Source organism: Corynebacterium singulare (genome assembly GCF_000833575.1).
GTDB classification, from domain to species: Bacteria; Actinomycetota; Actinomycetes; order Mycobacteriales; family Mycobacteriaceae; genus Corynebacterium; species Corynebacterium singulare.
This window is the reverse complement of the sequence record NZ_CP010827.1, coordinates 2,525,450-2,547,853: the sequence shown is the minus strand read 5'-3', so window position 1 is coordinate 2,547,853 and position 22,404 is coordinate 2,525,450. Positions and strand designations below refer to the sequence as shown.

Annotated in this window: 18 protein-coding genes; 14 read left to right on the top strand and 4 right to left on the bottom strand. The window is 61.3% G+C overall.

The window, feature by feature from the left end; all coding sequences use genetic code 11:
- The first annotated feature begins 87 nt into the window (after positions 1–87).
- The 3 genes from dnaJ to exaC all read left to right on the top strand — a co-directional run bounded on the left by dnaJ (position 88) and on the right by exaC (position 3,613).
- Entirely contained in the window at positions 88–1,296 is a 1,209-nt protein-coding gene (dnaJ, locus tag CSING_RS11700) for a molecular chaperone DnaJ (protein ID WP_042532504.1), read from the top strand.
- 13 nt (positions 1,297–1,309) lie between these two features.
- Positions 1,310–1,726 (top strand): heat shock protein transcriptional repressor HspR, encoded by a 417-nt coding sequence (locus CSING_RS11695; RefSeq protein ID WP_042532502.1) that lies wholly within the window; start codon positions 1,310–1,312, stop codon positions 1,724–1,726.
- A gap of 366 nt (positions 1,727–2,092) precedes the next feature.
- The gene (gene exaC, locus CSING_RS11690) at positions 2,093–3,613 is read left to right on the top strand and encodes an acetaldehyde dehydrogenase ExaC (RefSeq protein WP_042532500.1); all 1,521 of its coding nucleotides are present in this window, start codon (positions 2,093–2,095) and stop codon (positions 3,611–3,613) included.
- A gap of 29 nt (positions 3,614–3,642) precedes the next feature.
- Here the strand turns inward: exaC and CSING_RS11685 are convergent, their stop codons facing one another.
- Together CSING_RS11685 and CSING_RS11680 are read right to left on the bottom strand one after the other, a co-directional pair.
- Positions 3,643–4,791, bottom strand: a complete 1,149-nt coding sequence (locus tag CSING_RS11685) for an alpha/beta hydrolase (RefSeq protein ID WP_042532498.1) — start codon at positions 4,789–4,791, stop codon at positions 3,643–3,645.
- Positions 4,788–5,048 (bottom strand): hypothetical protein, encoded by a 261-nt coding sequence (locus CSING_RS11680; protein ID WP_042532496.1) that lies wholly within the window; start codon positions 5,046–5,048, stop codon positions 4,788–4,790. Before CSING_RS11680 ends, CSING_RS11685 begins: the two co-directional genes overlap by 4 nt.
- Positions 5,049–5,150: 102 nt before the next feature.
- Between CSING_RS11680 and CSING_RS11675 the strand changes: the two genes are divergently transcribed.
- On the top strand, positions 5,151–5,960 hold the full coding sequence (locus CSING_RS11675) for a carbon-nitrogen hydrolase family protein (protein ID WP_042532494.1): 810 nt from the start codon (positions 5,151–5,153) through the stop codon (positions 5,958–5,960).
- Between the two features lie 47 nt (positions 5,961–6,007).
- Here the strand turns inward: CSING_RS11675 and CSING_RS11670 are convergent, their stop codons facing one another.
- Positions 6,008–7,204, bottom strand: a complete 1,197-nt coding sequence (locus tag CSING_RS11670; protein WP_042532492.1) for an FAD-binding oxidoreductase — start codon at positions 7,202–7,204, stop codon at positions 6,008–6,010.
- A 167-nt stretch (positions 7,205–7,371) separates the two neighbouring features.
- On the opposite strand from CSING_RS11670, the gene CSING_RS11665 reads away from it, so the two are divergent.
- The 10 genes from CSING_RS11665 to CSING_RS11620 all read left to right on the top strand — a co-directional run bounded on the left by CSING_RS11665 (position 7,372) and on the right by CSING_RS11620 (position 20,872).
- Positions 7,372–8,742, top strand: a complete 1,371-nt coding sequence (locus tag CSING_RS11665) for a sodium/glutamate symporter (RefSeq protein ID WP_042532490.1) — start codon at positions 7,372–7,374, stop codon at positions 8,740–8,742.
- 357 nt (positions 8,743–9,099) lie between these two features.
- The gene (locus CSING_RS11660) at positions 9,100–10,476 is read left to right on the top strand and encodes a TetR/AcrR family transcriptional regulator (RefSeq protein WP_042532488.1); all 1,377 of its coding nucleotides are present in this window, start codon (positions 9,100–9,102) and stop codon (positions 10,474–10,476) included.
- A 291-nt stretch (positions 10,477–10,767) separates the two neighbouring features.
- Positions 10,768–13,326 carry an ATP-dependent chaperone ClpB gene (clpB, locus tag CSING_RS11655; RefSeq protein WP_042532485.1) on the top strand — a complete coding sequence of 853 codons (2,559 nt, stop codon included), beginning with the start codon at positions 10,768–10,770 and terminating at the stop codon, positions 13,324–13,326.
- 46 nt (positions 13,327–13,372) lie between these two features.
- A complete protein-coding gene (locus CSING_RS11650; protein WP_042532483.1) occupies positions 13,373–14,224 on the top strand; it encodes a sulfurtransferase in 852 nt (283 codons plus the stop codon).
- 138 nt (positions 14,225–14,362) lie between these two features.
- On the top strand, positions 14,363–15,547 hold the full coding sequence (locus CSING_RS11645) for a type III secretion system chaperone family protein (protein WP_042532481.1): 1,185 nt from the start codon (positions 14,363–14,365) through the stop codon (positions 15,545–15,547).
- Between the two features lie 174 nt (positions 15,548–15,721).
- Positions 15,722–16,267 (top strand): orotate phosphoribosyltransferase, encoded by a 546-nt coding sequence (gene pyrE, locus CSING_RS11640; protein WP_042532479.1) that lies wholly within the window; start codon positions 15,722–15,724, stop codon positions 16,265–16,267.
- Positions 16,260–16,979, top strand: coding sequence for a TrmH family RNA methyltransferase (locus CSING_RS11635; protein ID WP_084226213.1), 720 nt, complete (start codon positions 16,260–16,262; stop codon positions 16,977–16,979). The genes pyrE and CSING_RS11635 overlap by 8 nt, the downstream gene beginning before the upstream one ends.
- 63 nt (positions 16,980–17,042) lie before the next feature.
- Positions 17,043–18,239 carry a glycoside hydrolase family 76 protein gene (locus CSING_RS11630; RefSeq protein WP_042532475.1) on the top strand — a complete coding sequence of 399 codons (1,197 nt, stop codon included), beginning with the start codon at positions 17,043–17,045 and terminating at the stop codon, positions 18,237–18,239.
- 186 nt (positions 18,240–18,425) lie between these two features.
- Positions 18,426–19,460, top strand: a complete 1,035-nt coding sequence (gene fbaA / locus CSING_RS11625; protein ID WP_042532473.1) for a class II fructose-bisphosphate aldolase — start codon at positions 18,426–18,428, stop codon at positions 19,458–19,460.
- A gap of 188 nt (positions 19,461–19,648) precedes the next feature.
- Entirely contained in the window at positions 19,649–20,872 is a 1,224-nt protein-coding gene (locus CSING_RS11620) for an FUSC family protein (protein ID WP_042532472.1), read from the top strand.
- A gap of 491 nt (positions 20,873–21,363) precedes the next feature.
- On the opposite strand, the gene CSING_RS11615 is transcribed toward CSING_RS11620, so the two are convergent.
- Positions 21,364–22,248, bottom strand: coding sequence for a hypothetical protein (locus tag CSING_RS11615; protein WP_042532470.1), 885 nt, complete (start codon positions 22,246–22,248; stop codon positions 21,364–21,366).
- Positions 22,249–22,404: the final 156 nt, after the last annotated feature.

The following is a 22,404-nucleotide window of genomic DNA, read 5'->3' as shown; positions in this document are numbered from 1 at the left end:
GATGGTGGCGTCAGGGTGTTTCTTCCTTGACGCCACTCTTCTTTTAGATACAACTTTTGAGATTCTCCTGAAAGGAGGAGATGCCCAGTGAATGCTAAGCCAGAATGGGCAGACAAGGATTACTACGCGGATCTGGGGGTCTCCTCGTCCGCCAGCGCCGACGAGATTAAGCATGCTTACCGCAAGCTCGCCCGCGAGAATCACCCCGACGCCAACCCGGACAACCCGGAGGCGGCGGAGAAGTTCAAGCAGGTGGCTGAGGCGTACGACGTGCTGTCTGATGCGTCCGACCGCAAGGACTACGACCAGTTCAAGGCCATGATGCGCAGCGGCGGTGGCTTTGGGCGGAGAGGAGGCGCCGGATTTCCCGGCGGGTTTCGATCCCCGAACATGGGTGGACCGGGTGCGCAAGAATTCGACCTCTCCGACATCTTCGGAGGATCCCCTCGAGGAGCGTCTCAAGGCGGCGGTTTTGGGGATATCTTCGGTGGCGTTTTCAACCGCGGCGGTGGTGCTGGCCACACAGCTCGGCCGTCGCGGGGGGCCGACGTCGAAACGCAGATAACTCTCGACTTCCGCGAGGCAGCCAAAGGCACCACGATCCCGCTGCAGCTCAGCGGCGAGGCGCCGTGCACCACCTGCCACGGTTCGGGCTCGAAGACCGGGAAGCTGTCGACGTGTAAGACCTGCGATGGCACCGGTTTCACCTCTGAGCAACGCGGTACCTTCGGCCTCTCGGCGCCGTGTACCGACTGCGGTGGCACCGGCCAGCGCGCGGAGGATCCGTGCCCGGATTGCTCCGGCTCCGGAACCGTACACCGCACGCGCTCTATCACGGTGCGCATCCCCGCCGGTGTTATCGACGGGCAGAAGGTGCGCCTCGCCGGCCAAGGTGAAGCGGGCCCCAACGGCACGCCGTCCGGTGACCTCTTTGTGGCCGTGACCGTGAAACCCGACGAGGTCTTCACGCGTGAGGGCGATGACCTGCACGTCACCGTCCCGGTCTCTTTCGCGGAGCTGGCCTTGGGGGACACCATCACGGTGCCCACCCTGGATTCGCCGGTACGCGTGAAGGTTCCTGCTGGTACCCCGGATGGCCGTACCTTGCGTGTCAAGGGCCGCGGTGTGCCGAAGCGCTCCGGCAAGGCTGGTGACCTTATGGTGAGTGTCCAGGTTGCTGTGCCCACCAACCTGGATGCTGCTGCCTCCTCGGCGCTGCGCAGCTATGCGCAGGCGGAGAAGGATTCCGGCTTTGACCCGCGCAAGGGTTGGGACGGAAACCCGGTAAAGCGCTAGAGGGAGGTGTGTGATGAATAAAGACGCAACAGGCCGAAGCGACTCTGCGAAGCCGAAGGCGATGTACGTCATTTCCGTCGCAGCGGAGCTGTCTGGCATGCATGCCCAGACTCTGCGCACCTATGACCGCATGGGGCTGGTGTCCCCAGCCCGTACCTCCGGTGGCGGACGTCGCTACTCCGAAAGCGATATCGAGCTGCTGCGCAAGATCCAGGCCCTCTCGCAGGATGATGGCGTGAATCTGGCCGGCATCAAGTCCATCATCGAGCTGACAGCGGAGCGTGACCGCCTCGCCGCCGAGCGCGACGAGCTCCAAGCCGAGGTCGAGCGCCTCCGCAGCGAGTCCCGGCCTTCCCGTGGCGAGCTCGTGCACGTGCCGCGCTCCACCTCCGTGGTGATGTGGAAGCCGCGCCGCGGCCGCCGCAGCTAGGCGCTTTTACCCCCTCATTGATGGAGGGGGTTCTACTGTTTTCGGCCTTTCCCAGTCTCGGCCGGCCCTGCCCGGCCACCCGTTTGGGCCCGGCCTGCGTGCCTGCTGCGCTCCCAGGGGCCCTAACTGACGCAGATCCTGCCCCACATTGCTCTGGGGTCCAGATCCCCGTCAGTTAGGGTCCTTCTTCTAGGCCAACTTCTGCGCTAGTTGCCCAGTGCCAAAAGCTTTCTTGTAGAAAAACGTGAGTTTGGCAGAATATATCGCTACACTCGCATTCAATGGTGTGTTGCCCGTCACTTTCTATGAATTTTGTGCGGGCGGCCGCCGTGATGGAAAAGAACCCACAAGAAAGGCACTACGCGCATGACTTTGTATGCAAACCCCGGAACTGACAATGCCATCGTCTCCTTCCGCGAGCGCTATGACAACTACATCGGCGGCGAGTGGGTTGCGCCCGTCGATGGCGAGTATATGGACAACATCACCCCGGTCACCGGTGAGGTCTTCTGCCAGGTAGCCCGCGGTAAGGAAGCAGACATTAACTTGGCTATCGACGCCGCCGAGAAAGCCTTCGAGACCTTCGGCAAGACCACTCCGGCAGAACGTGCTCTTTTGCTGCACCGCATTGCGGACCGCATCGAGGAGAACCTGGAGAAGATTGCTGTCGCGGAGACCTGGGAGAACGGCAAGGCTGTGCGTGAGACCCTCGCCGCTGACATCCCACTGGCCGTGGATCACTTCCGTTACTTCGCCGGCGCCATCCGTGCCCAAGAAGGCCGTCTTTCCCAGATTGACCAGGACACCGTGGCGTATCACTTCCACGAGCCACTGGGCGTGGTGGGCCAGATCATTCCGTGGAACTTCCCTTTGCTCATGGCCGCATGGAAGATTGCCCCGGCCCTGGCTGCGGGCAACACCATCGTGATGAAGCCGGCGGAGCAGACACCTGCGTCCATCCTGCTGCTCATCGAGATTATTGAGGACCTCCTGCCCAAGGGCGTGCTCAACATCGTCAATGGTGTCGGCGACGAAGCCGGTGCTGCATTGTCCGGTTCTGACCGCATTGCCAAGATTGCCTTTACCGGCTCCACCCCGGTGGGCAAGATCATCAACAAGACCGCTGCTGACAAGGTCATTCCGGTCACCCTGGAGCTGGGCGGAAAGTCGCCGTCCATCTTCTTCGCCGACATCATGGATAAGGACGATGACTACCTAGAGAAGTGCGTCGAGGGCTTTGTCATGTTCGCCCTCAATCAGGGCGAGGTCTGTACCTGCCCGTCGCGTGCGCTTATCCATGAGGACATCGCGGACAAGTTCCTTGAGTTGGCTGTGGAGCGCGTGAAGAAGATCAAGATTGGGCATCCGCTCGATACCGAGACCATGATGGGTGCCCAGGCCTCGCAGGAGCAGATGGATAAAATCACCGAGTACCTCGAGGTGGGCCCGAAGGAAGGTGCGGAAACCCTCGTCGGCGGCCACGTGAACAAGGTGGAGGGCCTGGAGAACGGCTATTACATCGAGCCCACCGTGTTTAAGGGCACCAACGATATGCGCATCTTCCGCGAGGAGATCTTTGGTCCGGTGCTCTCCGTGGCCACGTTCAAGGACTTCGAGGAAGCTATCCAGATTGCGAACGACACCAACTTCGGCCTCGGTGCCGGTGTGTGGTCGCGCCACCAAAACACCTGCTACCGTGCTGGCCGCGAAATTCAGGCCGGCCGCGTGTGGATTAACCACTATCACGTATACCCCGCTCACAGTGCCTTCGGTGGCTACAAGGAGTCCGGCATCGGACGTGAGAACCACCTTATGATGCTGGGGCACTACCAGGAGACCAAGAATATGCTCGTGTCGTACTCAGAGGAGCACGCCGGCCTATTCTAAGAGGCCCTGCGCAGCGGGCTAGGTAAGTCCTAACTGCGCTGAGCAATAGAGCCTAGACCCCGCAGGAATGCGGGGTCTTTCCAATAGGTGCCATGGTCGCCCGGCAGGCCGTTCGCGCCGGGGAGGGGAGCGGCGCCGAAATGAGGGGAAGACGGACTAGGGCCGTGGATGCCGCCGAGGGGACCGGTGGTCAGAGCAATGGGATCATCGGCATTGGTGGCACTCCACACACGGCCGTGGAGCTGGTCCGCGCTCGTGGTGGAAGCGCCAGGGCTGCCGACGAGCACGATGTCATCAGCAACCTTCTCCTCGTGGGCGGCCTTGCCCACGACGACCGAGCCATAGGAATAACCGATCAGCATGTGCTGCGCCCGAGGGAAGCGAGCGCGGAGTGCACGTTGAAAGCGAGTGAGCTCCGCCGCCCCGCGCCGGGCCGGCTCCTCGTGCACGGCGCGCGACAAGGAGGAAGGGGCGGAATAACCGAGCCACGCCACCGTGGGCCCACCGGTGGCATGGGCAATGGAGCGAGCACGCTCAAGCGAGGTTGGCCAACCTGCGGGATCGGAGGAACCTACACCGCCCACGAAGGTGCTGACGTTTAACACCTGCGCGGGCTGAGTGGCTAGTCCGGAGGGGTCGATAAGAGCCACGAGGCGCCCGGGACTGGTTTCCAGAATGGTCATATCTGGATTCGCGGCGGCGAGCATGCGGACCTCGTCGCTGGCGAGGGTGAGTTGCACCTGATGGAGCTCGGCAAAGGAGAGATCAGCATAATCGTCGAGGCGGGTTGGGGGAGCGGACATCTCTGGTGTGCACAGGGCGTGGAGTTGGCGGGCGCAGGCCCAATCGAGGGCGTCGGCAAGCGCATCGAGCTGGCCCATGAGACTACTGCGTGGATGGGTAAGAGGGGAAGCACTGAGGCGGGCGCGAAGGTTCTCAATCTTCTCCTGGAGGGGAGCGTAGAGCGACACGATCTGGGCGGCCATACGCATCTGCTGGGCGGGGCTGAGAAGGCTATCCGTGCCTCGGCGAAGAGCGGAGCGGGCAGCATCGCCAGCGGCGCCAGAGATAGCTAGAGCTACCCAATGATGGTGGGACTCATCGATATAATTATCCAGCTCACGGGATAAAGCGGAGAGTTCAGACGAGGTGGCATAGAGGGTCTGCGCGGTGCTCATCGGAAACCTTCCAAACGGGCGGACAGCTCGGAATCGATATCGTTGGCCGCCACCACGAAACGCTCAAGGTCCTCTAAGTGGGCCATGCGCGCGGCGTCGCTGGAGCGGCGAGAAGATTCCCACTGGGAAGCTAAACGCGCGAGCGCCGCAGCGGTGCGGGGCGGGGCATCTAAAGCTGTGGGGCCGGGTGGCGGGCGGTGGTCATAGAGGTTGCGGATCTGGGTGAGGGCAGCATGATCAATGTCGAGGTGGTTCATAGCATCGAGACTGCGCCAGGTGTCCTATCGCCGTAAAGAGCGGCAACCGCGAATCCACGAAATCTGTGGATAACTAGTCCGGGCTCGTCTACCGTAGGCCGCATGAAGGTAGCAGCAGTACAGTTCACCAGCACCGGAGACGTGGAGGAGAACCTGGCCGTAGCGCTGGGGAAAATCCAGGAGGCGGCGGAGAATGGCGCCCAGCTCATTGTCTTGCCGGAGGCAACCTCCCAGAGCTTTGACTCCGGGCGCCTCGATACCCACGCGGAGGGGCTGGACGGACAGTTTGCTACCAAGGTGCGCGCACTGGCAGAGGAGCTTGGTGTGTATGTGGTGCTGGGCATGTTTGCCCCGGCCGATACCGTCGAGCGCGGTGACAAGACCATCAACCGCGTGAGCAATGTGGCGCTCATTGTGGGCCCAGGTGTGCTCGAAGGCTACGAAAAGGTCCACACGTACGACGCTTTCAACTACCGCGAATCCGATACCGTCCGGGCAGGCGATTCCCTCGTGACGTTTGAAGTTGATGGCATCACCGTGGGGGTTGCTATCTGCTATGACATTCGCTTCCCCGAGCAGTTCAAGGAGCTGGCCCGCCAGGGCGCGCAGCTCATCGTGGTGCCTACGAGCTGGGCGGATGGTGAGGGCAAGCTAGACCAGTGGCGCCTACTTACCGCTGCTCGCGCATTGGATTCCACCAGCTATATTCTTGCTGCGGGCCAGGCGCGCCCCGGCGGGGAGGCGAAGGCCGGGGAAGACTCAGGGCCGACCGGTATCGGCCACTCGGTGCTCGTGGCCCCCGACGGCACCCGCGTGGCCGAAGCCGGTTACGAGCCAGAAATCCTCTACGGCGAGGTTGACCCGGACACCGTGGCCTCGGTGCGGGAATCCCTCCCCGTCTTAGATGCCTAAGCGCTTTGAGCGCTTAGGCGCTTTGAGCGCTTAGGCGCTTCGAGCGCTTAGGTCCACTGGGATTTCTTCCACGCGGCCCAGGCCTCCCAATCACCGCCCCAGCCGTCGAGCTCGGCTGCCGACGCCGTCCATTCACTACCGCGCTGCCAGCCTTCCGTGATGATGGATTCCGGCTTTACCCCGCCCTTGAGTAGTGCGGCCTGGGCTACCTCGACGCGGTCAGCCGCGCCAATGAGCACAAAGCGGCGCTCGGTGCCCGCGGCAAGGACCGGGTCCATGGGCTCTGCAGCGACGATGGGGGAGAAACCCGCTGCCGGGGCGGTTGCGCCAAGCAGCCACGGATCGGTCGCATCGCGAACAATGTGCTGAATCTTTAGGGAGGGCACCAACGTTTGCAGGTTCGCCCGAAACTCTGTGTCATAGTGCTTGCCCGGGGTAGGTGCGACGACGACCACGCGCAGGCCCGAGGGGAGGTCGGGGAGGGCGTCGAGAAGCAAGGCGCGCGCACCGGCCCACCCAGTGCCGAAGGCGATGAGGGTCGTGGAGGGGCCGAGACGCACCGGATCACCCGTAGGGGCGCCGAGCGTCCACCAATCGCCCGGTTTGGCCTTCGCCAACATGGATGAGGCCTCACCCGCCAGGGCCACGTGGAAAATCAGCTGGCCTGAGGGATCGGCCGGGGCGGCAGGGGTGAGCAGACGCCACGTGCCGGGGGTGAGCTGCGACGTTACTGGCACAGACTGTCCCGCGCGGTACTCCACTGGCACACCTGACTCCAGCCGCACTACGGCCGTGCGCCGATTCGGCTTCTCGACGGCCACGACTTGGGCGCTATGGGCAGGAGCAACACCGGAGACGTCGGCAAGCGCGGCGGCCTCCTGCATGAGCGAACAGATACGAGAAATGGTGCGCGTGGCCACGCTGTACTGATGCGGCGTGAGCCCCAGCACGCTGAGGCCGTGGATAAGCGAAGCCTCAAACTGGGGATAGATCTCCGGTGGGAAACCATGCCGGCGGTGCTCGCGGCCCAAGCGTCCTAGGCGTTCGGCCACATCGGGGGGAATCCTGCCCTCCTCGAGGTTCTCCAACACCCACGCCAAGGCCGGCGCCATCGAGGGATGGGTGTCTTTCATAGAGAGAGCAAAAATCTGGCGGGCCTGCGCCACGGTGGCGAAAAAGTGACCGTGTACTGCGTCGCGGTACTCCTCGGCGTGATTGCGCAGATGCTCACCCAGTTCCCTCATGCCCGCCCATCATAGTCGCCGGGGGTAGCCATCAATTACCCACGGATTATAAGCAGGGGTGGCATAGCAGGCATGTGGTTGTAGTGTAATCTACGGTTCATTTCCCGGAAGAGGGTGACTCTTATCTCTATGACGCCGCCATGAGCGGCACGGAAGGAAGATTTCGCATGGAAGAATTCTCTGCGTATACGATCATGGTCGATGTCGGCTGGATCTCGTTGCTCATGGTCATCGGCAACGTACTGCGCCACAAGATCAAGTTCGTATTCCAGGATCTGCTCCTGCCCGCCCCCATCACCGCGGGCCTCCTCGGCCTCATCCTTGGCCCCAACGTCCTGGGCTGGGTAGGCCTGTCCGATAATCTTGGCAGCTACACGTCGCTGCTTATCGCGGTGGTCTTTGCGTCTATGGCCTACTCCATGGAGATGGGCGGCAACATGGGCAAGGGTGCTCGCAACATGTGGGGTTATTCCACCATGATGTTCACCGGCCAGTGGGGCTTGTTTATTGTGCTGGGTCTGCTCCTGTTCAAGCCCACCTTCGATACCCCGGACTGGTTTGGCATGATGCTGCCTGTGGGCTTCACCGGTGGCTTCGGTACCGCAGCAGCCGTGGGTGGCGCCCTGGAGGGCGTGGGCGCAGATGCCGCTTCCTCCCTGGGCTTTACGTCCGCGACGGTGGGCACGCTGGCCGCCATTGTCGGCGGCATTGTGGCTGGTAACTGGGGAATCCGTAAAGGCAAGGTGTCGCATGTGCCGAAGGAGCTTCCGGAGGAACTGCGCCGCGGCTATATCTCCCGCCTTGAGGACCGTCCGTCCGTGGGCCGTGCGACAACCAACCCCTCCGCCATTGAGCCCATCACCCTCCACGTCGGCTTCATTGCGCTGACCGTCATGACCGCCTACGGCATCAACCAAGGGATCGCGTCCCTCTGGGAGAACGTTTCTATCCCATTGTTTGCCATGTCCATGGTCGTGGGCCTTATCTTCCGCGCCATCATGAACATGGTGGGCGCCAAGGACTACTTGGACAAGGACACCGTGAGCTCCGTGTCCGGCGCTGCTACCGACTACCTCATCGCCTTCGGCGTGGCGGCCATCGTGCCGGCAGCTGTCGCGGCCTACTGGCAGGCACTCCTCCTGCTCTTCGTTCTGGGCACCATCTACTGCGCGTTCTTCCTTATCTGGTTCCCGGCGGAGTTCTTCGGCGAGCGCTGGATCGAGCGCGGTATCTTTGGTTGGGGCTGGGCCACCGCTACCGTGGCCACCGGTATCGCCATCCTCAAGATCGTGGACCCGAAGCTGAAGTCCGGCACTCTTTCGGAGTATGGCATGGCCTACATCGGCTTCGGACCCTTTGAGATCTCCTGGACCATCCTCGCCCCGATGGCCGTCATGTATGGCTTCACCGCAGGCTTCGGTTGGGTCTCCTTGGGCATTGCGGTGGTCATCTACCTCGTGTTCAAGTTCACTGGCATGATGCCGCCGCGTGGCACCATCTTCAAGGAGGGCATCGGACACGTCGGCGAACGCAAGTAATCTCGCGCTATTCTAGCCCCGGCTGCGGCCGGGGCTTTTGTTGTCTAAACATTTTCAAGGTGGATTGCGGACTTCGAAGCGGTATTGCCAACTAAGTGCATGCGATCGTAGAAAGGCGAATCTGCGAAACTCTGACGAGGAAAAAGCTGAAGTTATTATATTTTTCCGGGGATGTTTATGGTGTGAAGACTTGGGGTAGGATGTTGTGGTGGCGTCACTGCCCCGCGGCAGTGTGATGTTGAAACTAACTGTCGCCTGCACATTGCTGTTTATATATTATTCGGGCTAAAATCTGAGAAGCTGTTAACCTAGCCCTATCCCTCCTCTTACCCATCGGGCTCAAGCTTAGGAAAATGCATGAAGTATCTATTTGCGGATTCGCCTCGTGAGGCCATCCTCGAGGCGGCGGTCCATGTTGCTGCTGCTCATGGTGATGACGCTGTCACAGTGGAGTCGGTGGCCAAATATGCCGGTCTACAGCCCTCTGATGTCACTGCTGTATTTTCCGATCGTGCCGAGATTGTTTCCGCTATCTGCGAGTACTTGTCCCAGCGCAAGGTGTCGTTTCTCAAAGAAACCCTTGAAACTAATCCTGGCTACGCCGATCTTTTCACCAAGCTCACCACGTTCACTGAGGCGTACTACGAATATGCCGAGCGTGAGCCGGAACTATTCCGCTACCTCTTCGAGCAAAAAGCCTGCGTTTTGGAGGATGAATGGCGGACCATCTGTGAGGGAAAGCCATCCAACAATATGGCGCTCGATCTTGTCTACGAGAACATGGTGGCTATCGCCGAGCATGCGGGGCTAGAGGTGGGACCGGATGTGTGTCCGCCGACGTTGGCAAAGTTGAGCGTAGCCAGCTGGGCCACTGTCCATGGCATGGCCCACCTCAGTGTGCTGGGAGTCCTGCGCCATCAGCATTCGGTAGTCCGTCGTTTCAACCTGCGTGAAGTGGGCAAGGCGCTTATCGGCACCCTTTTTCAAGCCGCGGATACCTGCGAGACGCCGGATATGAGGGCACCTATGGAGGAGTACCGTGAGCGCCTGCGTCAGTATGATTCGGGCCGCGATAATATTCCGGATATTTCTGCCATTGAGGACCTCACTGCGCTACCTGCTGACGAGGCTCGCGTTGCCATCATGGAACGCGCTATTCAGCTAGCCGGCAAGAACGGCATGCACGCTGTGACCATTGAGAACGTTGCTGAGTACTTTAACGTGTCCGATGTTTTCGTGGCCTCCCTTGCAGATAATGACTTTGTTCTGCGTGAGCGCGTCGAGCAGGAAACGGACCGTGAGCTTGAGAGTCGAATTCTGTATCTCCTTGACCAGCTCCCGGAGGATGCTCCTGCGCGCGAGAAGCTTCTGTGCATTGCGGTGGCGTACTTTGCGTACGCGATTTCGGAACCGGAACGCTACAGCGCATGCATTGCAGCGGCGTCTGGCTCCGTTGTCCCGCTCAGTGAGGATGGTGAGGAGCAAACCCAGATGGGCGAGTCCTTTGCTCTGCTCATGCGCTTCACGCGTGAAGCCCTGCGGGAGGCCGGCCACGAGCCGGAAGATCGCTTGGTCTATATCAAGAATTTCACCCTGTGGGCTGGTGCTGATGGCATGTGCCACCTAGCTTCTGTGGGCGAGTTCCGCACTATCGATATCGAAGAGAAGTGGTCCATCTACTACGCCGTGGTGGGTATCGTCTTCGCTTCCTTTGCGTACAGCCTGCGCAGCTAAACGCACCGTAGCTCTGATGTCCGCGTGCCTGTGGCACGCGGATTTTTTATGTTCATCCTGTCTCCACCGGCGGCATCCAAGAAAGTTGAGCGCACCAGTATCAACCAGGGGCTGAAAAGTTTTCCAAAAAAGATCTACTTGAGTGGAACAGACTCAAGTTCTTTGGCGTTATAGTCGGTGAAGCTTCCTTTTCCTCCCCATACCGCACGGGTCGACACTGCACGGGCCACCATCGTAAGAGTTGTGGGAAGGGGAGGGGAAGGACTGAGAAACACAAGGAGAAAACTAATCATGAGTTCGTTCAACCCCACCACTAAGACGCAGGAGGCGCTGCAGCAGGCGCTGCAGGTAGCCTCCACCAACGGCAACCCGGATATCCGTCCGGCACACCTTTTAGCAGCAATCCTCGAGCAGAAGGATGGCATTGCCGCCCCGGTGCTCAAGGCCACCGGCGTGGATCCGGAGACCGTCCTGAAGGAGGCCCGCCAGCTCGTTGATGCCCTGCCCAAGGCAGAGGGCGCCAACATGGCGAACCCAAACTTTAACCGCGACGCACTCAACGTCTTAACCCGCGCCCAGGAGCTGGCCGGGGAGCTCGGTGATGAGTACGTCTCCACCGAGGTTCTCCTAGCCGCCATTGCGGGTTCGCAGTCGGATGCTGCGGAGCTTCTGACCTCTCGCGGCGCTACCTATGATGCGCTGAAAGGTGCTTTCCCCTCCGTGCGTGGTGCTGCGAAGGTGACCTCGGAAAACCCCGAGGATCAGTTCCAAGCCCTTGAGAAGTACGCGACCGACCTGACCGCCCGCGCCCGTGAGGGCAAGATTGACCCGGTTATTGGCCGTGATCAGGAAATCCGCCGCGTGGTGCAGGTGCTCAGCCGCCGCACGAAGAATAACCCGGTCCTCATCGGTGAGCCGGGTGTGGGTAAGACCGCCATTGTGGAGGGCCTCGCCCGCCGCATCGTGGCCGGTGACGTTCCGGAGTCACTCAAGGGCAAGACCCTGCTGAGCCTAGACCTGGGCTCCATGGTTGCTGGCGCGAAGTACCGCGGTGAGTTCGAGGAGCGCCTTAAAGCCGTTCTCGATGAGATTAAGGCTTCTGAGGGCCAGATCATCACCTTCATCGATGAGCTGCACACCATCGTTGGTGCCGGTGCCTCCGGCGATGGCTCGATGGACGCCGGCAACATGATTAAGCCTATGCTGGCCCGTGGTGAGCTCCGCCTCGTCGGTGCCACTACGCTGGATGAATACCGCAAGTACATCGAAAAGGACGCCGCTCTGGAGCGCCGCTTCCAGCAGGTCTATGCCGCCGAGCCTTCCGTTGAGGACACCATCGGTATCCTCCGTGGCCTCAAGGAGCGCTACGAGGTGCACCACGGCGTGCGCATCCAGGACTCCGCCCTGGTCTCTGCTGCGGAATTGTCGCACCGCTACATCACCAACCGCTTCCTGCCGGACAAGGCCATTGACTTGGTTGATGAGGCCGGTTCCCGCCTGCGGATGGAAATTGATTCCTCCCCGCAAGAAATCGATGAGCTTGAGCGCATTGTCCGCCGCCTCGAAATTGAAGAACTTGCGCTGAAGAAGGAGTCCGACGCTGCCTCGAAGGACCGTCTGACCAGTCTCCAGCAGGAACTAGCAGATGAGCGCGAGAAGCTCGGTGAGCTCAAGGCCCGCTGGGCCAATGAGAAGAAGGCCATCGATGATGTCCAGGATCTCAAGGAAGAGCTCGATGACCTGCGCCGCCAGGCAGAAATTGCGGAGCGTGATGGCGACCTAGCCCTCGCCTCTGAGATTAACTACGGCAAGATGCCCCCACTGGAGAAGGAGCTGGCCGCCGCCGAGGAAAAGGCCTCCGCGCAGCGCAACACCATGCTGAGTGAGGAGGTCACCCCGGACACCATCGCAGAGGTTGTCTCCGCATGGACCGGTATCCCCGCCGGCAAGATGCTGCAGGGAGAGACTGAGAAGCTGCTCAACATGGAATCCGTCCTGGGCAACCGCGTCGTGGGCCAGAAGGAGGCAGTAACTGCGGTCTCGGATGCTGTGCGCCGCGCCCGTGCTGGTGTGGCGGATCCAAACCGCCCGACTGGTTCCTTCCTCTTCCTCGGCCCGACGGGTGTGGGTAAGACGGAGCTGGCGAAGGCCCTGGCGGACTTCCTCTTCGACGATGAGTCCGCGATGGTCCGCATCGACATGTCCGAGTTCGGTGAGAAGCACTCCGTCGCGCGCCTCGTCGGTGCCCCTCCGGGATACGTAGGCTACGACGCCGGCGGTCAGCTCACGGAGGCGGTGCGTCGCCGCCCGTACACGCTGGTGCTTTTCGACGAAGTGGAGAAGGCCCACCCCGATGTCTTCGACGTCCTCCTGCAAGTCCTTGATGAGGGCCGCCTGACTGACGGCCAAGGTCGAACCGTGGACTTCCGCAATACCGTCATCATCCTCACCTCGAACCTGGGTGCCGGCGGCACCAAGGAGGAGGTCATGGAGGCGGTCAAGCGCAACTTCAAGCCGGAGTTCATCAACCGCCTCGATGATGTTGTCATGTTTGAGCCGCTTACCGCGGACCTGCTCTCTGGCATCGTGGACATCCAGCTCAAGGGCCTCACGGACCGCTTGTCTGGTCGCCGCCTGACGCTTGAGGTGTCTGATGCCGCCAAGCTGTGGTTGGCTGAGCGCGGCTATGACCCCGCTTACGGTGCCCGCCCGCTGCGCCGCCTCATCCAGCAGGCCATCGGTGATCAGTTGGCGAAGAAGTTGCTGGCCGGGGACATCGTGGATGGTGACACCGTGCACGTTGACGTGGCCGATGGCGGCGAACGCCTCGACCTGGCTGCGCGCCGCTAAACCCGCCGCCGCGCGCCATTGAGCTCATGCCCTTATCATCAGGGGCATGAGCATTTTGGTCTCCCCACACGAGCTTCGTGACAAGATTTACCGCGGCGACAAGACAACTATCCTTTCTTCCCTCTGGGCTCCTGGTGAAGGCGAGGCCTTCAACCAGTTCTCCTCCCTCCACGTGCCCACCGCCCAGTACGCGGACGCCGCTTCCGCCTTCGTGGGCCTGCCTGGCTCCACGGCGGGGCGCAACCCCCTCCCGAAGCCGGAAAAGATGCAGGAGTGGATTAACCACTGGGGTCTGCGTGAGGATTACGAAGTCGTGGTCTACGACGAGGGCCGTGGCCTCTTCGCTGGCCGCGCTTGGTGGACGCTGCGGTGGGCGGGCGTGCAGAACGTCTGCATCCTTGACGGCGGCCTGTCCAACTGGCGTGCCCAGGGGCTGCCCACGATGACCGGCCCGGGCAACCTCGGCATGACCTCCACCATCACGGTTCAGCCAGGCTCCATGCCCACGGTCACCCTCGATGAGGTTAAGGAACATACGGGCCTGCTTCTCGACGCCCGCACGCGCAACCGCTTCGCCGGCCGCCGCGAGAACCTCGACCTTAAGGCCGGCCATATCCCGGGCGCAGTGAACCTGCCGGAGCGCCTCTTCCACACGGATGGTGTGACCGTGTGGCGCTCGCCGGAGGAGATCCTCGATATCTTGGGGCAGCACGGCGTGACCAAGGAGAACACCGACGGAGCCATCATCTATTCCGGCTCCGGTAACCACTCCTCCCTGGCCATTGCCCTCCTCGAGTACGTGGGCTTTACCGGTCTGCGCCACTTCGTGGGCGGCTGGTCCCAGTGGTCCGCGAACCCGAAGAACCCCGTCGAGCGCGGCGACCGCGACCACGTTTAATCGCACCACCCTCAGCCCCGCGCCCACCACAGTGCCCCGCTCGGCCCGCTCGCCTTAGCGATTCTGTGCTGCCAAACCAGTACGTGACCAGCGTGCCAGCACGGATCGGGCGCGCCGGGCTATTAGAGTCGGTCAGTGATGCCTTTCGTACTCTTAATCCTCGCCATCGCCGCACTTGCGGCGGGCGTAGCGCTGCTCTGGTGGGACCAGCGCCAGCGCACCACACACCCCACGGTCGACGCCGCTGACTCCACCATCGAGCCCGAGCTAGAGCCCCAGCCGGAACCTCTGCCAGAGCCCGAGTACGAACCAACCCCCGAACCGGAAGCAGCTCCCGAGCCAACACCCGAGCCAGCCCCCGTCACCCCGGACTCAGATCCGGCTGAAGAGGCCACTGACGACGCCACCGACGACGCCACCGAAGAGCCACTCCCGGCGCCCCGCTTTGCTGAGCGTGCGGAGCGGGCCAAGCACTTGGTGCCTGGCAGCGCTCGCCGTGAGCGCAAGGCCTTTGGTCAGCAGCGCGGCTGGGACTATGCCAAGCATGACTCCTACCTGGCTGATGAATGGACGCGCGGCGCCGCCGCTCGTGGCCAGGAGCCCAAGGACATCGTCGCCGGGACCGTCCGCGGCCATGAAACACTGCTCTTTGACATGGGAGCTATTCCGGTCATGGCCATGCGCACCGGCGCGGCTTCCGACATCGTGGTGGATATGCGCCGGGTTGGGGAAACTGTGGACAACCCCTCCGAGGATTTGGTGCATGTGTGCACCGAGGAAGGCTTCGATATCTATGCATCCGAGGCCGGCGTGGGCCAACGGCTTATTGATGACCGAGTTACTCACGCCCTGCAGACCCTGCCTGCCGCAGTGACGGCCGTGTGGATGGAAGGGGAGTGGGTCCTCGCCCAAACCACCAAGCAGGCGCGCAGCTCTGAGTGGGAGGAGCTTCTTGAACCGCTCGCCCTCCTCGCGGATTCCGCCCGGGTACTCCCACCGCGTTCTGAGGCGACCCAGGTCCTGCGTGTGGAGGAGCTCGACCCAAGCCGCGACATCCCCGAACCCCCGCAACCTGAGCCCACCGGCCCCACGGCGGTCCCAGACCGTGATGCTTCCCTTGGTGCCCCTAATATCCAGCGCCCCACCGAGCCTGTGGTGATGCCAAGCCGCACGGCAAGTGAAGCTCGCGGCATCATCGACCACACCAGCTTGGGCGCAGACGAGGTCGATGCTATTGCCGATGGCCACGAACACCCCACCCACGAACACAATCAAGCGCGACTGCCGCGCCGCCTTGACGGCGGCTCCTCTATTTTCGACTAGACGCATCGCCAGCAGCGGCTGCCGGCTCTGGCCGCCGGCCCCGGCTGCTGGCGGCCAGCTTTGTTTGCCTACCTCGGCTGGTGGGGGCCTCGCGTGCGGGAGAGGGTAGACTACAGGGCGGATTTTTAAAGGCCACAAAAGGCTAGGAACAAGCCACACACAAAGGAGCGCGCGATGAGCCTGGATCAGCAGAAGAAGCAACGCCTAGCAGAACTGGTAAAGGAGCTGGCCGTTGTTCACGGCAAGGTCACGCTGTCCTCTGGCAAGGAGGCCGACTACTACGTTGACCTGCGCCGCGCCACTCTGCAGCATGAGGCTTCGCGTCTCATCGGCTCCCTGCTGCGCGAGCTCACCGCCGATTGGGACTTTGCCGCTGCCGGCGGCCTGACCATGGGCGCGGACCCGGTTGCGCTGTCCATCATGCATGCAGATGGCCGCGACATCGATGCTTTCGTCGTGCGCAAGGAAGCCAAGAAGCACGGCATGCAACGCCAGATTGAGGGTTTCAACGTGGAGGGCCAGAAGGTTCTCGTCGTTGAGGACACCACCACCACTGGTAACTCTCCACTGACCGCCGTCAAGGCTCTGCGCAAGGCCGGTGCCGAGGTCGTCGGCGTGGCCACCGTGGTGGATCGCAACACCGACGCCGGTGCCGCGATTGCCGCCGAGGGACTGGAGTACCGTTACCTGCTGGGCCTTGAGGACCTCGACCTTGCCTAATCCCGGCGACGCCGCGAATCCCAGCGAGGCTGCACACCAGGCAGACCCGGCCGATGTCACGGACGCTAAAGGCCCCACCGAGTGGAACGAAGGCCGCCATGGCGTAGGCCCCTGGGAGGGTCCGCTGCCTGAAGGCCCCGAAGCAGAGAAGTATGACCCAGAGCTGCTTGCTGAAGGTGACCGCCGCAACGTCGTTGACGCCTACCGTTACTGGACGCGCGAGGCCATCCGTGAGGATATCGACACCCGCCGTCATGCGCTGCACATCGCTATCGAGAACTTTGAAAACGATGCCAATATCGGCACGGTGGTTCGCACGGCGAATGCCTTCGCTGTCGATACAGTGCATATCGTTGGCCGCCGCCGTTGGAATCGCCGTGGTGCCATGGTGACCGATAGGTACCAGCATTTGATGCACCACGGGGACGTCGGCAAGCTCATGGCGTGGGCAGCCGAGCAGGAACTCACGGTCGTGGCCATCGATAACACCCCCGGGTGTGTGCCCCTGGAAACCGCAGAGCTTCCGGAGCGCTGCCTTCTCCTCTTCGGGCAGGAAGGCCCCGGCGTCAGCCCTGAGGCCCAAGACGCCGCACTCATGACCTGTTCAATCGCCCAATTTGGATCTACACGCTCCATCAACGCGGGTGTGGCCGCGGGGATTGCCATGCATGCCTGGATCCGCCAGCATGCAGACTTGTCAAAAGCATGGTGAGACCCCGCCCACTATGTTTACATGTGAGGTAACGAATTCACACGCCAGGATGATGAGACAAACGTGTTAGAAAAATGGGCCCACCGCGCTGACCTCGCGGAGACAGCCATCAATGAGCGCCACGCGCACGCCGTGTGGGGCCTGCCGCGTACCAACCTTGCCGTGGTGAGCTGGCCGCCCACCACCAAGGAATCGCTCTTCGTCCATTGGCACTACTGGTGGCAGGCTCACTACCTGGACTGCCAAGTCGACGCCGCACTGCGCAAGAACACCAAGATGCGCCGCACACTCATCGCGAACACCATCCGTGGCATCCACGTGCGAAACCTGCGCGCGTTGACGAAGAACCGCTACTACGATGACAAGGCCTGGATGGCCCTGGCTATGGCCCGCGCCGGCGAGCTGAAGAAGCTGCGCCCGCACAAAAAGCTCGGCACTCTGCAGGGCAATATCCACGCGGGCCTTGACGCCCAGGAGGGCGTGCTGCCGTGGCGTGAGGGCGAAACCTTCCTCAACGTGCCCTCCAATGGCCCCGGCGCCATCATGTTGGCCCGCATGGGCCGCTTGGAGGAAGCCCGCCATATCGTGGACTGGATCTATGACCATCTCATTGATGATGACGGCTTCGTCATGGATGGCATCCGTATGCGCATGGATGGCCGCGAGATCGTTCGTGCCATCCACCCTTATTGCCAGGGTGTGGTTCTCGGCGCATGCCTGGAAATCGTCCTCGCCTTGCGTAAGAAGTCTGGGCTGACCTCCCTGGAGACCATCGACACCATCCACGAGGCGGAGCTGGCCAAAGACATGATGGACTACACCACCCGCATTCGCAGCCTCGTACAGGCGGTGGCCACGGGTATGGCTACCCACACTGGTGTCATCGATTGGAATACTGGCGATGGCGATGGCGGGCTTTTCAAGGGCATCCTTGCGCGCTATCTCGCTGATGTTGCCGTGCGCCTGCCCGGTGATTCACCCGCCAACCGTGCCACGAAGAAGCTGGCTGCTCGCCTAGTCATGTGCTCCGCGGAGTCCGTGTGGGAGCACCGACTCGAAGTGGATGGGCTGCCCATTTTCGGCTCCGACTGGACCGCTGATGCCAAGCTGCCCCACAACTATGGCTTCGGGCCGTCGAGCTTGGGGCAGAAGGTCGGGATTATCCGCGTGGCTGAGCGGGACTTGTCCGTTCAGTTGTCCGGGTGGATGCTCCTGGAAGCCTGCACCCGGATTGTGAAGCACAAGTCAAAATCTAAGTAGGTAAGAAAAACTACCTGGCTGTGGCGTACATTCACCGGCGTGCGCCACCCCCTTTAAGTGAGATCACAGTGCATCTCACGGCGCAAATCAACAATAGTAGGCATACTTGGGTGTTGGAACGTGTTGTTTCGCTCGACAATGGAGCAACACGGCTTACTGCACAGCAACTCCAAAGGATGGATCTACATGCCAATCGCAACCCCTGAGGTCTATAACCAGATGCTTGATACCGCCAAGAAGGGCGGCTTCGCATTCCCGGCCATCAACTGCACCTCCTCCGAAACCATCAACGCAGCACTCCGCGGCTTCGCCGAGGCTGAGTCCGACGGCATCATCCAGTTCTCCACCGGCGGCGCCGAGTTCGGTTCCGGCCTGTCCGTGAAGAACAAGGTTGCTGGTGCTCAGGCCCTCGCTGCCTTCGCTAACGAGGCGGCTAAGCACTACGGCGTCAACATCGCTCTGCACACCGACCACTGCCAGAAAGAAGTTCTGGATGACTACGTGCGCCCGCTGATGGCCATCTCCCAGGAGCGCGTCGACCGCGGCGAGCTCCCGCTCTTCCAATCCCACATGTGGGATGGTTCCGCTATCCCGATCGATGAGAACCTGGAAATCGCCCAGGAGCTCCTAGAGAAGGCAAACAAGGCCAACATCATCCTTGAGGTTGAGATTGGTGTCGTTGGCGGCGAAGAGGACGGTGTCCAGGCTAAGGCCGGCGCTAACCTCTACACCTCCCCGGAGGACTTTGAGAAGACCATCGATGCTCTGGGCACCGGTGAGAAGGGCCGCTACCTGCTGGCCGCTACCTTCGGCAACGTCCATGGCGTGTACAAGCCGGGCAACGTGAAGCTGCGCCCGGAGGTTCTGGATGAGGGCCAGAAGGTTGCCATCAAGAAGCTCGGCCTTGAGGACGGCGCGAAGCCGTTCGACTTCGTCTTCCACGGTGGCTCCGGCTCCGAGAAGGAAAAGATCGAGGAGGCTCTGCGTTACGGCGTCATCAAGATGAACGTTGACACCGATACCCAGTACGCCTTCACCAACCCGGTCGCTCGCCACATGTTCTCCAACTACGATGGCGTCTTCAAGATCGACGGCGAGGTGGGCAACAAGAAGGTCTACGACCCGCGCTCCTACATGAAGAAGGCCGAGCAGGCTATGGCTGACCGCGTGGTTGAGGCCTGCACCGACCTGCACTCCGTGGGCAAGACCGTGTCCAAGTAACGGCCTGAGGGCCCGGTGCCTGGCAGAATCCCGTTGAGGGAGCACGCCCTACACTCACGCCCTTGCAAGAATTGAGCACGATAGCTGCCGAACCCTTGAGGTTCGAACGGCTATCGTGCTTATTTTTTGCATTCCGCTTTCTTCACCCTTGCCACTCCTTTATCTAGGTCGCGTAAAATACGGGAACCATGGGAACGCAAGAGTCATCGTCGAATACGTCGAGCACCGTCACGCGCGTTCGCAGGACTACCCGCGAGCAGCTGCGGCTGGTGGATAAGTCTCTCAAATCGCGCTTCACGCGTGTGCGCAACCGTCTTGTCTTCATGCTGCAGAGCACCCTGGGGGCTGGCTTGGCCTTCTACGTCGCGCATGATTTCTTTGGTCACGAGCAGCCCTTCTTCGCACCGATGGCCGTCATCATTATTTTGGGGCTTTCCGGAAGTGATCGCATCAATCGCGCGGTGGACATGGCCATCGGTGGCGTCATCGGCGTTCTCGTGGGCACATTGCTCGTGGATGCGCTTGGCACCGGCCCGATTCACATGACCATCATTATTGGGCTGGCGCTCATCATTGGCTCTTTCGTCACCGGCTCGCAGCTGGTGTCCAATCAGATCGTCATTGCCGCCATCCTTATCGCGACCATCCTTCCCCCGGAAGAAATGGGTGGCGTTTCCCGCGCAATTGACGCCATCATCGGCGCGGTCATTGGTTTGACGATGATTATGTTGATCCCTACGTCACCCCTTCGCGCGGGCCGCTCGGAGGTGTCCAAGGTCTTGGGCATCACGTCGTCGGTTCTCAACGATGTGTCCAAAGGCTTGGAAGATGACGATCCGCACCGCATTCTTGAAGCACGTGATGCCGTCCGCGGAACGCAGGGCGATATCAACAACATGCTGAGCGCCACAAAGGGCGGTGCCGAAACCGCCCGCCTTTCGCCTTTCCTGTGGGGCTCGCAGCGCAACGTCCGTTCTCTCGAGCGTGTCCTTACCCCGGTCGATAACGTTGTTCGCGGCACCCGTGTGCTGTCGCGTCGCGCGCTTGTTCTGTCTGAGGACGGTGACAAGGCCACTACTGAGCAGATTGAGCTTATCGACGCCCTCTCGGACATCATGATGGAACTGTCCGGCCTCTACAGTCACCAATCCGCACGTGAGCGCCGCGTGGATGAGGCCCATGCCATCCCGGACATCGTTCACCGCCTGCGCCAGCTCGCTGCGCGTTCCTCAATGGATATCGCGGGGGAGAACCCAGTGCTCTCCGCGTACTCGGTCTTGGCCCAGACGCGCTCTATCATTGTGGACTTGCTCATGATTTGCGGCATGTCCCGCGAGTCCGCCGTGGCCCAGCTTGCGCCCACGTCGAATCACCCGGCCTACCCTCCAGAAGTACTGGAGGACGAAGATTAAGGATGACTAGGGCCGCAACTTTAGCAGTGCGAATTCGGAAATCATTCGGACTACTTGGTCGGTGAAGGCAAATCAGATGTGACTTTGGCAGCCAACAGAGAACTACTCTGAAAGTACCGGGGTCTCTTCACAAACGCGGAGCCGCGTCCACTTGCTTCGTGCAGGATTTCCTGCTCACCAGCGGTAGTGAGAGTTAAGGCGTGCTTGGGCCCACTAAGGTGATACACCTTGTAGGTTTTCTCCGGTGGATAGCTTTTGACGAGTCGAGAATGGTAGAGTTTTCCGCATACCGCCTAGGTGCATTGCACAATGCGCATGCGGTGAGGATCCGGTTCCGAGCCTAGTACCGAAAGGTAATGCTGGTCGGATCCTCATTTCGTTTTACCCTCAAACTCGGGCTCGAGAATTGAGCTTAAACGACATTTCGTGCTGGCTCCCACATTAGTGGTCCCAGTACTGAGCCAGATTGATCGGATCATTTAGCAGGATAATTAAGGCCGCACTATCTGCAGGTCGCGCAGGTGACGGTAGAACGTCACGCGTTTGACTGGGCGCGGTGCGCGGACTCCATCGACGCTGATGCTTAGCGACGGCCCCCCTGCCTGCACCGCCCTTCCTCTGACTACGCTGGCTGGGTCGAGTTGCCCTGGCTGCACGTGCTTGCGCAGCCGGCCGAACACCCCTCGTCGTGGCGAGGCATCCGCCGCAAAGCTCGATACTGCCCTCGCCGCCACGATGCCCGGAGCATCGGTCATTGGCACGAGGCGAGCACCAAAAACGTGTTTCTCGCGGTCTGCGCGCAGCAGTACGTCGTCATCAACGATAATCTCGCCCGTTATCTCCTCATCCGTCCACTCGGCAATAGTGGCCGCACCCGCTACAGCAAGCCCCGCGTCATTGCGAATGAGGGGTACAGGTTTAACCGGTGCACTCAACGCAAACGAGAGCGCGTCTTCAGCGGATGTAGGCAGTCCCCAATTCATCGCTGCCGTCGATGTCTCATCGGTTGGCACGAAGCCTACCTCAGCCCACAGGTAATCAGCCCGCATCAACCGGGTGAGCACGGCGCTCAGCGCCGCGTCGCTACCTACGACGACTACGCGCAGCGGTTCACGCAAGAATCGTGCTTGCGGTGCTGCGGCAGGCCTTCCTAAATGGTCCACGTCCGGCTGTGCAGCGATCTCATCGAGCGTTGGAGTTGGGTCCTCTGGCAGGATCTCCTTCGCCAGCGCATCAAGCTGTTTGAGCTCGGCGCGGGTGGGAACCTCGCTCACCTGCAGTCGCCGTACTTTAAGTCCTCGCTCTTCAGCGTGGGCAAGGGGAGCGGAAGCTGTGACTGCGAACTGGCCGCCGCAGTCCAAAAGCGCACAGAACATACAAAGATCATAGAAGCCCTATCGACAAACCTGTAATGGCAGGCAGTTGATCAACCGAGAAACGGGGAGCCTTGCCCAATTTTGTAGTGCACATCACAAGCACTGGGTAGTCTGGCACTCGACCCCACAAGGTTTCCTATATCGAAGAGTTCTAGA

Excerpts from the sequence above, each read along its gene's own strand:
- CSING_RS11695 (WP_042532502.1), top strand. The coding sequence starts at position 1,310 with ATGAATAAAGACGCAACAGGCCGAAGCGACTCTGCGAAGCCGAAGGCG.
- exaC (WP_042532500.1), top strand. The coding sequence starts at position 2,093 with ATGACTTTGTATGCAAACCCCGGAACTGACAATGCCATCGTCTCCTTC.
- CSING_RS11685 (WP_042532498.1), bottom strand. The coding sequence starts at position 4,791 with ATGAGCACCGCGCAGACCCTCTATGCCACCTCGTCTGAACTCTCCGCT.
- CSING_RS11680 (WP_042532496.1), bottom strand. The coding sequence starts at position 5,048 with ATGAACCACCTCGACATTGATCATGCTGCCCTCACCCAGATCCGCAAC.
- CSING_RS11675 (WP_042532494.1), top strand. The coding sequence starts at position 5,151 with ATGAAGGTAGCAGCAGTACAGTTCACCAGCACCGGAGACGTGGAGGAG.
- CSING_RS11670 (WP_042532492.1), bottom strand. The coding sequence starts at position 7,204 with ATGAGGGAACTGGGTGAGCATCTGCGCAATCACGCCGAGGAGTACCGC.
- CSING_RS11665 (WP_042532490.1), top strand. The coding sequence starts at position 7,372 with ATGGAAGAATTCTCTGCGTATACGATCATGGTCGATGTCGGCTGGATC.
- CSING_RS11660 (WP_042532488.1), top strand. The coding sequence starts at position 9,100 with ATGAAGTATCTATTTGCGGATTCGCCTCGTGAGGCCATCCTCGAGGCG.
- clpB (WP_042532485.1), top strand. The coding sequence starts at position 10,768 with ATGAGTTCGTTCAACCCCACCACTAAGACGCAGGAGGCGCTGCAGCAG.
- CSING_RS11650 (WP_042532483.1), top strand. The coding sequence starts at position 13,373 with ATGAGCATTTTGGTCTCCCCACACGAGCTTCGTGACAAGATTTACCGC.
- CSING_RS11645 (WP_042532481.1), top strand. The coding sequence starts at position 14,363 with ATGCCTTTCGTACTCTTAATCCTCGCCATCGCCGCACTTGCGGCGGGC.
- pyrE (WP_042532479.1), top strand. The coding sequence starts at position 15,722 with ATGAGCCTGGATCAGCAGAAGAAGCAACGCCTAGCAGAACTGGTAAAG.
- fbaA (WP_042532473.1), top strand. The coding sequence starts at position 18,426 with ATGCCAATCGCAACCCCTGAGGTCTATAACCAGATGCTTGATACCGCC.
- CSING_RS11620 (WP_042532472.1), top strand. The coding sequence starts at position 19,649 with ATGGGAACGCAAGAGTCATCGTCGAATACGTCGAGCACCGTCACGCGC.
- CSING_RS11615 (WP_042532470.1), bottom strand. The coding sequence starts at position 22,248 with ATGTTCTGTGCGCTTTTGGACTGCGGCGGCCAGTTCGCAGTCACAGCT.